This is a genomic window from Nocardioides lentus, from assembly GCF_039529515.1.
Taxonomy (GTDB): Bacteria; Actinomycetota; Actinomycetes; order Propionibacteriales; family Nocardioidaceae; genus Nocardioides; species Nocardioides lentus.
In genome coordinates, this window is record NZ_BAAAMY010000006.1 from 7284 (window position 1) to 19984 (window position 12701).

11 protein-coding genes and 2 tRNA genes are annotated in these 12701 nt (G+C 74.4%); 12 read left to right on the plus strand and 1 reads right to left on the minus strand.

Going from position 1 to position 12701, the window contains the following annotated elements; all coding sequences use genetic code 11:
* The 6 genes from ABD158_RS13395 to ABD158_RS13420 all read left to right on the plus strand — a co-directional run.
* Positions 1-1110: peptidoglycan recognition protein family protein (locus ABD158_RS13395; protein ID WP_344008023.1), on the plus strand; the 1110-nt coding region annotated here is incomplete at its 5' end.
* A gap of 45 nt (positions 1111-1155) precedes the next feature.
* Positions 1156-2982 carry a methionine--tRNA ligase gene (metG, locus tag ABD158_RS13400; RefSeq protein ID WP_344008024.1) on the plus strand — a complete coding sequence of 609 codons (1827 nt, stop codon included), beginning with the start codon at positions 1156-1158 and terminating at the stop codon, positions 2980-2982.
* Positions 2982-3857: an alpha/beta hydrolase gene (locus ABD158_RS13405; RefSeq protein ID WP_344008025.1), complete on the plus strand. Its 876-nt coding sequence runs from the start codon at positions 2982-2984 to the stop codon at positions 3855-3857. The genes metG and ABD158_RS13405 overlap by 1 nt, the downstream gene beginning before the upstream one ends.
* A gap of 52 nt (positions 3858-3909) precedes the next feature.
* Complete coding sequence (locus ABD158_RS13410; protein WP_344008026.1) at positions 3910-4407, plus strand: ribose-5-phosphate isomerase; 498 nt, start codon at positions 3910-3912, stop codon at positions 4405-4407.
* Positions 4400-5248 (plus strand): Fpg/Nei family DNA glycosylase, encoded by an 849-nt coding sequence (locus ABD158_RS13415; protein ID WP_344008027.1) that lies wholly within the window; start codon positions 4400-4402, stop codon positions 5246-5248. The genes ABD158_RS13410 and ABD158_RS13415 overlap by 8 nt, the downstream gene beginning before the upstream one ends.
* A gap of 64 nt (positions 5249-5312) precedes the next feature.
* Positions 5313-5386 (plus strand) — tRNA-Gly (locus ABD158_RS13420).
* Between the two features lie 29 nt (positions 5387-5415).
* On the opposite strand, the gene ABD158_RS13425 is transcribed toward ABD158_RS13420, so the two are convergent.
* A complete protein-coding gene (locus tag ABD158_RS13425) occupies positions 5416-7467 on the minus strand; it encodes an MMPL family transporter (RefSeq protein WP_344008028.1) in 2052 nt (683 codons plus the stop codon).
* Positions 7468-7531: 64 nt separating this feature from the next.
* On the opposite strand from ABD158_RS13425, the gene ABD158_RS13430 reads away from it, so the two are divergent.
* The 6 genes from ABD158_RS13430 (at position 7532) to ABD158_RS13455 (ending at position 12654) form a co-directional block, all read left to right on the plus strand.
* A complete protein-coding gene (locus tag ABD158_RS13430; protein WP_344008029.1) occupies positions 7532-8002 on the plus strand; it encodes a MarR family winged helix-turn-helix transcriptional regulator in 471 nt (156 codons plus the stop codon).
* A gap of 14 nt (positions 8003-8016) precedes the next feature.
* Positions 8017-8092: transfer RNA gene (locus ABD158_RS13435), tRNA-Pro, on the plus strand.
* Between the two features lie 381 nt (positions 8093-8473).
* The gene (gene tig, locus ABD158_RS13440; RefSeq protein ID WP_344008030.1) at positions 8474-9982 is read left to right on the plus strand and encodes a trigger factor; all 1509 of its coding nucleotides are present in this window, start codon (positions 8474-8476) and stop codon (positions 9980-9982) included.
* 84 nt (positions 9983-10066) lie between these two features.
* Positions 10067-11293: an esterase/lipase family protein gene (locus tag ABD158_RS13445; protein ID WP_344008031.1), complete on the plus strand. Its 1227-nt coding sequence runs from the start codon at positions 10067-10069 to the stop codon at positions 11291-11293.
* Positions 11294-11435: 142 nt separating this feature from the next.
* A complete protein-coding gene (locus tag ABD158_RS13450; RefSeq protein WP_344008226.1) occupies positions 11436-12041 on the plus strand; it encodes an ATP-dependent Clp protease proteolytic subunit in 606 nt (201 codons plus the stop codon).
* Positions 12042-12045: 4 nt separating this feature from the next.
* On the plus strand, positions 12046-12654 hold the full coding sequence (locus ABD158_RS13455) for an ATP-dependent Clp protease proteolytic subunit (protein ID WP_344008032.1): 609 nt from the start codon (positions 12046-12048) through the stop codon (positions 12652-12654).
* Positions 12655-12701 lie beyond the last annotated feature (47 nt).

Sequence of the window (12701 nt, forward strand, 5' to 3'; positions counted from 1 at the left end):
ACCGCCGCCGTCGCGCTGCGCGGCGGACCCGCGGACGCCGCCGGCCGCGCGCGCCGCGTGCGGCTGCGCTCCGACGCCGGCTCGGTCGTGCGCTCGGCGGAGGTCACGCTCGGCGGACCCGGTCGCGCCGAGGAGTCCGACGGCACCCTCGGGCGGATCGAGAGCGACCGCTTCGCGCTGGTCGCGCTGACCTGGAACCCCGAGGAGGCGCACCCCGACCTCGAGCTCCGCGTGCGCCGCGACGGCGCGTGGGGCCGGTGGACCCCGGCCCGCCCCCTGCACGACGGGCCCACGGCCGGCAACCGCGAGGCCCGCGACGCGCGCCGCGGCAGCGACCTGGCCTGGGTGCGCTCCGCCGACGCCGTGCAGGTCCGGCGGCGCTCCGGGCGCTCCCCGCGGGGCCTCAAGGTGGTCCTCATCGACCCGGGCACGCGCCGCGAGGACCGTGCCGACCTCCCCGCCGGGCAGGAGCGCGCCGCCCGTCGCGCCGCGAAGGGCAAGGCCTTCCAGCCGCCGATGCGCGGACGCCGGCTCTGGGGCGCCGACGAGCGCCTGCGCGAGGGCAGCCCCAGCTACTGCAACCGGCTGCAGCAGGTCCACCTGCACCACACGGTCAACTCCAACGACTACACGCGCGCCGAGGTGCCGGCCCTGATCCGGGGCATGTACCGCTACCACACGCAGTCCCTCGGCTGGTCCGACATCGGCTACAACTTCCTCGTCGACCGCTTCGGCCGGATCTGGGTCGGCCGGGCCGGCGGCCCGCGCGCGCTGGTCCGCGGCGCCCACACCCTGGGCTTCAACCACACCTCGGTGGGCATCGCCGTCATCGGCAACATGGAGGTGGCCGCACCGTCGAAGCAGACGGTCACCGCCATCGTCATGCTCGCCGCCTGGAAGCTGCGGCGGGCCGGCAAGCGACCCGCGTCGTCGGTCCGGGTCCGCTCGGAGGGCAGCGACCGCTACGGGCCGGGCCGTGAGGTCCTGCTGCCCACGATCGACGGCCACCGCGACACCAACGACACCGCCTGCCCCGGCGGCAGGCTCTACGCGCGGCTGCCCGAGATCCGCCGCCGCGCGCAGCGTCGGTGGAACCGCGGCGGGGAGTGACCGGGCGCCGTCACGAGGTCCGGGCGCACTCCTAGGCTGCTCCCCATGACCAGCACCCCCACCTCGGAGCCGACCCCGCGCCGGGTCCTGGCCGCCGTGGCCTGGCCCTACGCCAACGGCCCGCGCCACATCGGCCACGTCGCGGGCTTCGGCGTCCCCTCCGACGTCTTCGCCCGTCACCAGCGGATGCTCGGCCACCAGGTGCTGATGGTCTCCGGCTCCGACGAGCACGGGACCCCGATCCTCATCGCGGCCGACGAGGCGGGGGTGACTCCCCAGGAGCTCGCCGACCGCAACCACCGGCTGATCGCCGAGGACCTGGTCGCGCTCGGCCTGACCTACGACCTGTACACGCGCACCACCACCCGCAACCACCACGCGGTGGTGCAGGAGCTGTTCCGCGGCGTCCACGCCAACGGCTACTTCGTCGAGCGCACCACGTACGGCGCGATCTCGCCGTCCACCGGCCGCACGCTGCCCGACCGCTACATCGAGGGCACCTGCCCGATCTGCGGCGCCGCCGGGGCCCGCGGGGACCAGTGCGACACGTGCGGCAACCAGCTCGACCCGGCCGACCTCGTCGACCCGGTCTCGCGGATCAACGGCGAGACGCCGGAGTTCGTCGAGACCCAGCACTTCTTCCTCGACCTGCCGGCCCTCGCCGAGGCCCTGGGCGCCTGGCTCGACGAGCGCGAGGCGAGCGGCACGTGGCGGCCCAACGTCATCCGCTTCAGCCAGAACATCCTCTCGGAGATCCGCCCGCGCGCGATGACCCGCGACATCGACTGGGGCATCGCGGTGCCCCTCGACGGCTGGCGTGAGAACCCGACGAAGAAGCTCTACGTCTGGTTCGACGCGGTCATCGGCTACCTGTCGGCCTCGATCGAGTGGGCGCGGCGCTCCGGCGACCCCGACGCCTGGCGCGCGTGGTGGAACGACCCCGAGGCGCTGTCGTACTACTTCATGGGCAAGGACAACATCACCTTCCACTCCCAGATCTGGCCCGCCGAGCTCCTGGCGTACGCCGGGCAGGGCGAGCGGGGCGGCGAGCCGGGGGAGTACGGCGCGCTCAACCTGCCGACCGAGGTCGTGAGCTCGGAGTTCCTCACGATGGAGGGTCGAAAGTTCTCCTCCTCGAAGCGGGTGGTCATCTACGTCCGCGACCTCCTCGAGCGCTACCAGGCCGACGCCTTCCGCTACTTCGTGGCGGCGGCGGGCCCGGAGGCGCAGGACGCGGACTTCACCTGGGCCGAGTTCGTCCGCCGCACCAACGACGAGCTCGTCGCCGGCTGGGGCAACCTGGTCAACCGCACCGCGAGCATGGTCGCGAAGAACTTCGGCGAGATCCCCGCGGCGGGTCCCCTCACCGAGGCCGACGAGCGGGTGCTCGGGCTGGTCGGGACGTCCTTCGACTCGGTGGGGGCGCTGCTGGGTCGCCACCGTCTGCGCCAGGCGGTGGGCGAGGCCATGCGCGCCGTGGGCGAGGTCAACCGCTACGTCACCGACCAGGCCCCGTGGACCCTGAAGGGCGAGGAGCAGCGTGACCGGCTCGGCACGGTCCTGCACGTCCTGGTGCAGTGCGTCGCGGACCTCAACGTCGTCCTGTCGCCCTTCCTGCCGTCCTCGGCCAACGCCGTCGACCGGGTGCTCGGCGGCGACGGCACGGTGCAGCCGATGCCCGAGCTGCGCGAGGTCGCCGACCTCGACGGCGGCGCGCCGTACCCGGTGATCACGGGTGACTACTCCCGCGTGCGCGCCTGGGAGCGGCGCCCGGTCGCGGTGGGCACGCCGGTCGCGAAGCCGACCCCGGTGTTCACCAAGCTCGACCCCGAGCTCGTCGACGACGAGCTCGCCCGCCTGCAGGAGGCCTGATGCTGCACCCCCAGGCGCGGCGCGCCCTGGACCGCTCGGCCGGCGAGGTGCCGGTCCACCACCCCGACTTCGACCTGGCGGCCGAGCGGGAGGCCTCGCAGCGTGCGGCCGCCGCCGAGGCCCGTGAGGAGGTGGCGGAGGCGGTCGACGAGACCCGCGGCGGGGTGCGGTGCCGACGCTACGAGCCGGACGGCAGCGAGACCCCCCGCACGGGCACGGTGGTGCACCTGCACGGCGGCGGCTTCGTCCTCAACGACGTCGAGGTGCACGACGCCTCGGCCCGTCGGCTGGCCAACCGCAGCGGCATGACGGTGCTCAGCGTCGACTACCGACGACCCCCGGAGCACCGGTTCCCCGCCGCGGTGGAGGACGTCGACGCGGTCGTCGCGTCGGTCGAGGGTCCGCTGCTCCTGCACGGCGACAGCGCCGGCGCCAACCTCGCCCTCGTCGCCGCGCTGCGCCACCCCGGCCGTGCGGCGGCGCTCGGGCTGGTCTACCCGTTCCTGGACCCGCGCGGCGAGTGGCCGTCGTACGCCCTCGAGGAGGTGCGCGAGGCCGGCCCGGTCATGGCCTGGTTCTGGGAGCAGTACGCGGCGTCCCCGGCGGACCTCGACGACCCCGACCTGGCGCCGCTGCTCTCCGAGCACCTGGGCGCGCTCCCGCCGACGCTGGTGACCACGGCCGAGTACGACCCGCTGCGCGACGAGGGCGAGGCGCTCGTGGACCGGCTGGCGGCGGCCGGCGTGCCGGTGGTCGGCACGCGCTACCTCGGCCAGACCCACGGCTTCTGGCGCCACCCGTCGGTCTTCGAGGCCGCCGAGCCCCTGATGGGCCAGGTCGCGGCCTTCCTGCGCCGGCACGCGTCGCGCCCCTGACCCGGCGGACCTCGGCAGGACCGGCCGCGGGCCACCTGGGAGGATCGGCGACATGCGCGTGCACCTGGGATCCGACCACGCCGGGCTCGAGCTGAAGGACCACCTGGTGGGGTGGCTCGCGGAGCAGGGCCACGAGCCCGTGGACCACGGTCCGCACCACTTCGACGCCGAGGACGACTACCCCGCGTTCTGCCTGCGCGCGGCCGAGGGCGTGGTCGCCGACCAGGCCGCGGGGACCGAGGCGCTCGCGATCGTCGTCGGAGGCTCCGGCAACGGCGAGCAGATCGCGGCCAACAAGGTCGTGGGCGCCCGTGCCGCGCTGGTCTGGTCCGACGAGACCGCCCGGCTGGCCCGCGAGCACAACGACGCCAACGTGATCTCGGTGGGCGGGCGCCTGCACACCCTGCCGGAGATGACCGGCTTCATCCGCGTCTTCCTCACCACGCCGTTCAGCGGCGCCGAGCGCCACGTGCGCCGCATCGGCCAGCTCGCGTCGTACGAGACCGGCGGCGGCCTGCCGCCGGTGCCGCCCGCCCCGACCGATGCCTGAGGGTCACACCCTCCACCGGCTGGCCCGCGACCTCAACGCCGCGTTCGCGGGCCGTCCGGTCCGCGTCAGCAGCCCGCAGGGCCGCTTCGCGGACTCCGCGGCCCTGCTCGACGGGCGGGTCGTCGAGGGCGCCGAGGCGTGGGGCAAGCACCTGGTCGTCGACCTCGGCGACGACCGGCTCGTCCACGTCCACCTGGGCCTGTACGGCGGGTTCGCCGTGCACCCCGCCGTCGCCGAGGTCCCCGACCCCGTCGGCCAGGTGCGACTGCGCCTGGTGAGCGACGACGACCGTGCGCCGGCGTACGCCGACCTGCGGGGCGCGACCGCCTGCGAGCTGCTCAGCGCCGAGGGCCGCGACGCGGTCCTGGCCCGCCTGGGGCCCGACCCGCTCCGGGCCGACGCCGACCCGGACCGCGCCTGGCAGCGCGTCCGGCGCAGCCGGGTGGCGATCGGGGCGCTCCTCATGGACCAGTCCGTGCTCGCGGGCGTCGGCAACGTCTACCGCGCCGAGGTCCTCTTCCGCCACCGGATGCACCCGCTGCGACCCGGGGGCACGCTGCGGGCCGGGCAGTTCGCCGCCCTCTGGGACGACCTCGTGGTCCTGATGGCCGAGGGCGTCGAGACCGGTCGCATCGACACGGTCCGACCGGAGCACACGCCCGAGGCCATGGGGCGTGACGCCCGCGCCGACGACCACGGCGGCGAGGTCTACGTCTACCGCCGCCAGCAGCAGCCCTGCCACGTGTGCGGTGCGAGCGTGAGGACCGCCGAGCTGGCCGGGCGCAACCTCTTCTGGTGCCCGCGCTGCCAGCCGGTCTTCCGCTCCCGGGCGAGGGGCTGAGCCCGGGCGCGGTGTGGCACGATGAGCGCCGTCCGGAGCCGCCACGACGCGACGACGGACGCACGCGGATGTAGCTCAATGGTAGAGCCCCAGTCTTCCAAACTGGCTACGCGGGTTCGATTCCCGTCATCCGCTCCAGACCTGCTCCGGACCTGCTCCGGACCCGCTCAGCCCGCGTGCTCCGGGAGCGGCCGGACCCGCCCGGGCCACCAGAAGCGCTCGCCCAGCAGCTGCGCCAGCGCGGGGACCACGACGGTGCGCACGAGCAGGGTGTCGAGCAGGACGCCGAGGCAGATGACGGTGCCGAGCTGCGCCAGCACCACCAGCGGCAGGACCCCCAGGACGGCGAAGACCGCCGCCAGCAGGATCCCCGCGCTGGTGATGACGCCGCCGGTCGCCGACAGCGCGCGCAGCATCCCGCGCCGGGTGTCCGTGGCGCGGGCCTCCTCCCGCGCGCGGGTGACGAGGAAGATGCTGTAGTCCACGCCGAGGGCGACCAGGAACAGGAACGCCAGCAGCGGCATCGAGGAGTCGACGGCGGAGAAGCCGAAGACCCCGGTGAACACCCACCACGACACCCCGAGCGCGGCGGCGTACGTCGCGACGACGGCGAGCACGAGCAGCACCGGTGCGACCAGGGCGCGCAGCAGCAGGACCAGCGCGCCGAGCACGAGCAGCAGGATCAGCGGGAAGATCACGAGCCGGTCGCGCTGCGCTCCCGCGGCCTCGTCCACGGCCTCGGCCTCGCTGCCGGTGACGTGGGTGTCGGGCAGGTCGCCCAGCGCCGCGCGCATCCCCCCGATCGCGTCCCGCGCGGCGTCGGAGCCGGGCTCGGCGTCGAGCACGACGTCGACCGTCGTGATGCCCGCCTCCTCCTCGCCGGGGGAGAGCGACGCGAGCCCCGCGACGGGCTCGAGGGCCGACGTGACGTCGTCGGCCGAGGCCCGGCTGACGACCGTGGTCGGGTCGGACAGCCCGGCGGGGAAGGACTCGCCGAGCCGGGTCGCGGCGGTGATCGCCTCGGGGGTCTCGAGGAACTGGTCCTCGGTGTCGAGACCGGTCCGGAGCTGGGTGAGACCCGCGGCCAGCACGAGCAGGACCAGCCCGCTCACCACGACCAGCAGGCCCGGACGCGCCTCCACGCGGCGCCCGATCCGGCCCCACAGCGACGGCGCGTCCGCGGTGGACGGCTCGCCGAGGCGGGGCACCCGGGGCCAGAAGATCCAGCGGCCGGGCAGGACCAGCGCCGCGGGCAGGACGACGAGCACGAAGGCCGCGGCCACGACCACCCCGGCCGCGCAGGCGAGACCCAGCCCGCGGGTGGTCGGCGTCAGCGCCAGGAGCAGGCACAGGAGCCCGATGACGACGGTGGTCGCGCTGGCGACCACGGGCTCGACGGTGCGCCGCAGCGCGAGGGCCATCGCCTCGCGGCGGTCCTCCTGGCGTCGCAGCTCGTCGCGGTAGCGCGAGATCAGCAGCAGGGCGTAGTTCGTGCCGGCGCCGAACACGAGCACGGAGAGGATCCCGACCGTCGACTCGTCCCAGGCCTGGCCGGTGGCCTCGAGCAGCCTCGTCGCGACCACCGCGCCGAGCCGGTCCGCCACACCGACCACGGCCAGCGGGACGACCCACAGCACGGGGCTGCGGTAGGTGATGACCAGCAGCACCGCGACCACCAGGGCGGTCACCGCGAGCAGGCGCACGTCGGCGCCCTCGAAGACCGCGGCCAGGTCCGCCTGGACGGCGGCCGGCCCGGTGACGGCCACCTCGACGCCACCGGGGACCGAGGCGCCGAGCTCGGTGCGGAGCTCCTCGACGACCGCCTGGGCCTCGGTGGCGGTCGGGGTGGTGACGGGCACGACGGCGATCGCGGCGGTGCCGTCCTCGGCCAGGGCGAGCGCCGAGCCGTCCCCGCCGGTCGGCACCGCCCCCAGCGACCCGGCGGCGGACTCGAGGTCCTCGCGCGCGGCCTCGAGGTCCGCGGGCGCCTCGGCGGTCCACAGCACGAGCACCGAGCTGCCGGGGTCCTCGGGCAGCTGCGCGATGAGCTCCACGCCCTGCGTGGAGTCGAGGCCGGCGGGCAGCGCGTCGGCGGGTCCGGGGTCGCGCTCGCCCTCGCCCACCGCGCCGATCATCAGCCCGGCCAGCAGCAAGGGCAGCAGCGCCACGAGCCACGCCGTGCGTCGGCCGGTGATGGTGGAGAGGAGACGATGGCCCATGACGATCCTTCGACGAGGCGGTAAGGTGCTTCGTGATCTTAACCATTAAGAAGGTGAAACAGAAATGGACGAGGAGCTCGCCCTCGGCATCGCGCTGCGCGGCGTGATCGCCGCCGGCGCCGAGGTGCGGCAGGAGGTCGCCAAGCGGATGTCGCTCTCGGAGCACGAGCTGGTGACCCTCGAGCACCTCGCGGACGTCCCGCGCGGCCCGGGGGAGCTCGCCCGGCTGCTGGGGGTCAGTCCGGCGGCCGCGACGGGGATCGTGGACCGCCTGGCCGAGCGCGGCCACGTCGAGCGCGGGCACCACGCGGGGGACCGGCGACGCGTGGAGGTGCGGCTCACGCCGGGCGGCCGCGAGGCGGTCTACGCACAGCTCATGCCGATGTTCGCCGCGCTCCGCGAGGCCCACAGCGGCTTCGACGCCACGGAGCGCGCCGTGCTCCGCCGCTACCTCCACGCCGCCGGCGAGGCGCTCCACTCCTCGGGCCTCACACGGTCGGCGCCGCCCCCCGGGTCGACCGGGCGGGAGCGCTAGAGTCGGCCACCGCGCGGGGTGTGGCGCAGTTGGTAGCGCGGGGCGTTTGGGACGCTCAGGTCGCAGGTTCAAGTCCTGTCACCCCGACCAGCCCGTCGTCGCCGTCCGACGGCGACGTGGGCCCCGGCCTCCGTGGTGCGCCACCGGCCGCCGTCGCGCTCGCCCGTCGCCGACCCGCCGTACCGGCCGCCCACGCTGCTGACGGGCGGGCTGCGGGGCTTCGTCCGGCCGGCCCCCCGCCGTCCCGGTCCCGGGACCGGGACCGGCCCGAGGGCGGGCCCGAGCGCGTGCGGGCCTCGCGGCCGGCGCCGGATTCCGCGACCTCCCGGGGCGTGGCCTACGCTGGACGTCGGCCCGCGAGCGCCGCGCCTTCGGAGCGCGCGTGCGCCCCGGAGGCTCCCGAGCCGCCGGCGGGCCCGGACCGCGTGCCGTCATCGCGCGAGACCCCCGGACCGACCTAGGAGAACACCTGTGAAGAGCGCCGTCGAGACCTTGAGCCCGACCCGGGCCAAGCTGACCGTCGAGGTGCCCTTCGAGGAGCTCAAGCCGAGCCTCGACGCGGCGTACAAGGCCATCGCGCAGCAGATCAACGTCCCCGGCTTCCGCCGCGGCAAGGTCCCGCCGATGGTGATCGACCGCCAGGTCGGCCGGGAGGCCGTCCTCGCGCAGGCCATCAACGAGGCGCTGCCGCAGGTCTACAACGACGCCCTGCGCGAGAACGAGCTCGAGCCGCTGTCGCAGCCCGAGCTCGACATCACCCGCCAGGACGACGAGGGGCTCGAGTTCGTCGCCGAGCTCGACGTGAAGCCCGAGGTCACGATCCCCTCCTACGACGGGCTGGCCGTCGAGGTCGAGGACGCCGTGGTCACCGACGAGGAGGTCGACACCCAGCTCGACGCGATGCGCGAGCGCTTCGGCACCCTGTCCGACGTCGAGCGGCCCGCCGCCGACGGCGACTTCGTCACCATCGACCTGCAGGCCACCAAGGACGGCGAGGACATCGAGGGCGCCCAGCTGTCCGGGATGTCCTACCAGGTCGGTCGCGGCGGCATGCTCGACGGCCTCGACGAGGCGGTCACCGGCCTGAGCGCCGGCGACTCCACCGACTTCACCTCCCAGCTCGTCGCCGGCGACCTCGTCGGCCAGGACGTCGACGTGGCCGTCACGGTCACCGGCGTGCAGGAGCAGGAGCTCCCCGAGCTCGACGACGACTTCGCGCAGCAGGCCTCCGAGTTCGACACCCTCGAGGAGCTCCGCGCCGACGTCCGCGAGCGGCTCGGCCGGGGCAAGCGTCTCGAGCAGGCCGCCGCCGCCCGCGACGCCGTCCTCGAGAAGCTGCTGGAGCAGGTCGAGATCCCGCTGCCGGAGTCGATGGTCGCCGAGGAGCTCACGGCCCGGCGCCAGAGCATCGAGCAGCAGCTCGCGCAGGCGGGCATGTCGATGCAGGCCTACCTCGACGAGGAGGAGCAGACGGTCGACGAGTTCGAGGCCGACCTCTCCGACCGGGTCCGCGACGCCGTCGCCGCGCAGTTCCTGCTCGACGAGATCGCCAAGACCGAGGAGTTCGGCATCGAGCAGCAGGAGCTGTCCGAGCACCTGATCCGCCGCGCCCAGCAGTCCGGCCAGGACCCGCAGGAGTTCGCGAACCACATGTTCGCGCACAACCACATCCCCGAGCTGGTGCAGGAGATCCTGCGCGGCAAGGCCCTCGCCAAGATCGTGGAGGCCGCGACCATCACCGACGCCTCGGGCGACCCGGTGGACGTGACGAACCTGCGCCCCGACGGCACGCTGGGCGACCCGGCCGCCGACGAGGCCGGCGACGGCGCCGAGGGCGACGACGCGGTGGCCGAGTACGCCGTGGGCGGCGCCGACGAGAGCGCCGACGAGAGCGCCGACGAGAGCGCCGACGAGAGCGCCGACGAGAGCGCCGACGAGAGCGCCGACGAGAGCGCCGAGCAGGGCGACGCCAAGGCCTGAGCCCCGCCACGCACGACCGACACCCGGGTGGACCGTGTCCACCCGGGTGTTGTCGTCCCGGCGGGCCGGTGCTTCACTGCACAGGTGTCCACTCAGCAGTCCTCCGGGCAGGCGTCCGGGCAGGCGTCCGGACGGTCCACGCGGCAGCCCACGCGGCAGCCCACGGTGATCCAGGCCCTCGCGCTCGCGTCCGTCGTCGCCGACGAGCTCGTCGTGGGCACCGTCCGCGACACCCACCACGCCGTCGCCGACCGGGTCCACGGCCTGCTGCGGCGCCCCACCCGCGGGGCGTCCCGCCTCCCCGAGCTGGCGCACCGCGCGGTGTCGGCGCCCGTCTACGCCGGTCTCGGCCTCGGCCTGCGGACCCTCGCGACCGGGCTGGGCGCCGTCGGCTCGACGGGCCTGGGCCCCTCGCTCGAGGGCGACCGCCACGGCCGCCACCTGCGGGCGGCCGTCAACGGGCTGATCGGCGACCGCCTGCGCGACGAGCGGCACCCGATGGCGATCGAGATGTCGGTGCGCACCCACGGGCACGACGTCGAGGCGTCCCCCCGGGGGCTCGCGGCGGCGTACCCGAGCGCGACGGGCCGCGTCGTGGTGCTCCTGCACGGGCTGTGCGAGGACGAGGAGCACTTCCGGCGCCACCGGCACCGGCGCGGCACGACGTACGCCGAGGAGCTCGCCGCCGACGGGTGGACCCCGGTGCTCGTCCGCTACAACACGGGCCTGCCGCTGCGCGAGAACGGCGTCGAGCTCACCGCGCTGCTGCAGCGCGTCGTGGGCGCGTGGCCGGTCCCGGTGGAGCGGGTCGCCCTGGTGGGCCACTCGATGGGCGGCCTCGTGGCGCGCGCCGCGGCGGCGGTCGCGACCGAGCCCGAGGACGCGTCGTGGACCCGTCTCGTCACCGACGTCGTGACGCTGTCGACCCCGCACCTGGGAGCACCGCTGGCCGGGGGAGTGGGCCACGGCAGCCGCGCCCTGGCGCGTCTGCCGGAGGCGGCGGCCTTCGCCCGGATCCTGGACCAGCGCTCGCGCGGGGTCCACGACCTCGTCGCGGGTCTCGCGGACGACGTGCCCGCGCTCCCGCGGGCCCGCTACCACCTCGTGTCGGCGGCGCTGAGCACCTCCGAGCTGGGGCTGCTGCGCAACGTGGTGGGCGACCTGCTGGTGGGCCAGGAGTCCGCCTACGGCCGGCGCCGGGGTCGGGACCTGTTCCCGGGCGCCGACGTCCTGCACGTGCCGGGCGGCAACCACTTCGACCTGCTCAACCACGCGGACGTCGCGGTCGCGCTGCGCCGCTGGCTGCGCTGACCGGGCCGGGTGCGCCCGTGGGACGGCGGGTCGCTCCGCTGGCAGCGAACAACGGCCGGTGGCCCGTGGATGTGTCGGCGCCGCGGGCTAGGGTCGCCACGTGACCCAGACATCCAGCCCCGAGACCCCCCGCGGTCCTCGCATGGCGGGCGCCGACAGCCTCAACATGCTCGACGACCACATCTACTCGCGGCTCCTCCGCGAGCGGATCGTGTTCCTCGGCTCCGAGGTGCGCGACCAGAACGCCAACGCCATCTGCGCGCAGCTGCTCCTGCTGTCCGCGGAGGACCCCGAGGCCGACATCTTCCTGCACATCAACTCGCCCGGTGGCTCGGTCGACTCCGGCATGGCCATCTACGACACGATGAACTACATCCCCAACGACGTGGCCACGGTCGGCATGGGCCTGGCGGCGTCGATGGGCCAGTTCCTGCTGTGCGCCGGCGCGAAGGGCAAGCGCTACGCGCTGCCGCACTCGCGGATCATGATGCACCAGCCCTCCTCGGGGATGGGCGGCTCCGCCTCGGACATCAAGATCCAGGCCGAGCAGTCGCTGCACATCAAGAAGGTGCTGCTCGAGCTGATCGCCGAGCACACCGGCCAGGCCGTCGAGCAGGTCGTGCGCGACGCCGACCGCGACCGCTGGTTCACCGCCCAGGAGGCCCTCGAGTACGGCCTCGTCGACAAGGTCGTCACCAGCGCCCGTGAGGCCGCCGACGAGGGCCGTCCCGCCCGTCAGGAGAGCTGAGCACATGAACTACTACATCCCGCAGTGGGAGGAGCGGACGTCCTACGGCGTCCGCCGGATCGACCCGTACGGCAAGCTCTTCGAGGACCGCATCGTCTTCCTCGGCACGCCGATCTCCGACGACATCGCCAACGCCGTCATGGCGCAGCTGCTGTGCCTGGAGTCGCTCAACCCCGACCAGGACATCCAGATCTACATCAACAGCCCCGGTGGCTCCTTCACCGCGCTGACGGCGATCTACGACACGATGCGCTTCATCAAGCCCGACGTGCAGACCGTGTGCCTGGGCCAGGCGGCCTCCGCCGCCGCGATCCTGCTCGCGGCCGGCACGCCGGGCAAGCGCCTGGCGCTGCCCAACAGCCGGATCCTGATCCACCAGCCCTACACCGAGGGCACGTTCGGCCAGACCTCCGACATCGAGATCCAGGCCAACGAGATCATCCGGATGCGCACGCTGCTCGAGGACATGATCGCCGAGCACAGCGGCAAGGACCGCGAGGAGGTCAGCCGCGACATCGAGCGCGACAAGATCCTCACCGCGGAGCAGGCCGTCGAGTACGGCCTCGTGGACTCGGTCCTCGAGTCCCGCAAGACCTCCATGGCCCTGGCCTGAGGCACCCGCGCGGCGCCACGACGCCGGGGTCGACCCCGGTGTCTGGC

Excerpts from the sequence above, each read along its gene's own strand:
- metG (WP_344008024.1), top strand. The coding sequence starts at position 1,156 with ATGACCAGCACCCCCACCTCGGAGCCGACCCCGCGCCGGGTCCTGGCC.
- ABD158_RS13405 (WP_344008025.1), top strand. The coding sequence starts at position 2,982 with ATGCTGCACCCCCAGGCGCGGCGCGCCCTGGACCGCTCGGCCGGCGAG.
- ABD158_RS13410 (WP_344008026.1), top strand. The coding sequence starts at position 3,910 with ATGCGCGTGCACCTGGGATCCGACCACGCCGGGCTCGAGCTGAAGGAC.
- ABD158_RS13415 (WP_344008027.1), top strand. The coding sequence starts at position 4,400 with ATGCCTGAGGGTCACACCCTCCACCGGCTGGCCCGCGACCTCAACGCC.
- ABD158_RS13425 (WP_344008028.1), bottom strand. The coding sequence starts at position 7,467 with ATGGGCCATCGTCTCCTCTCCACCATCACCGGCCGACGCACGGCGTGG.
- ABD158_RS13430 (WP_344008029.1), top strand. The coding sequence starts at position 7,532 with ATGGACGAGGAGCTCGCCCTCGGCATCGCGCTGCGCGGCGTGATCGCC.
- ABD158_RS13450 (WP_344008226.1), top strand. The coding sequence starts at position 11,436 with ATGGCGGGCGCCGACAGCCTCAACATGCTCGACGACCACATCTACTCG.
- ABD158_RS13455 (WP_344008032.1), top strand. The coding sequence starts at position 12,046 with ATGAACTACTACATCCCGCAGTGGGAGGAGCGGACGTCCTACGGCGTC.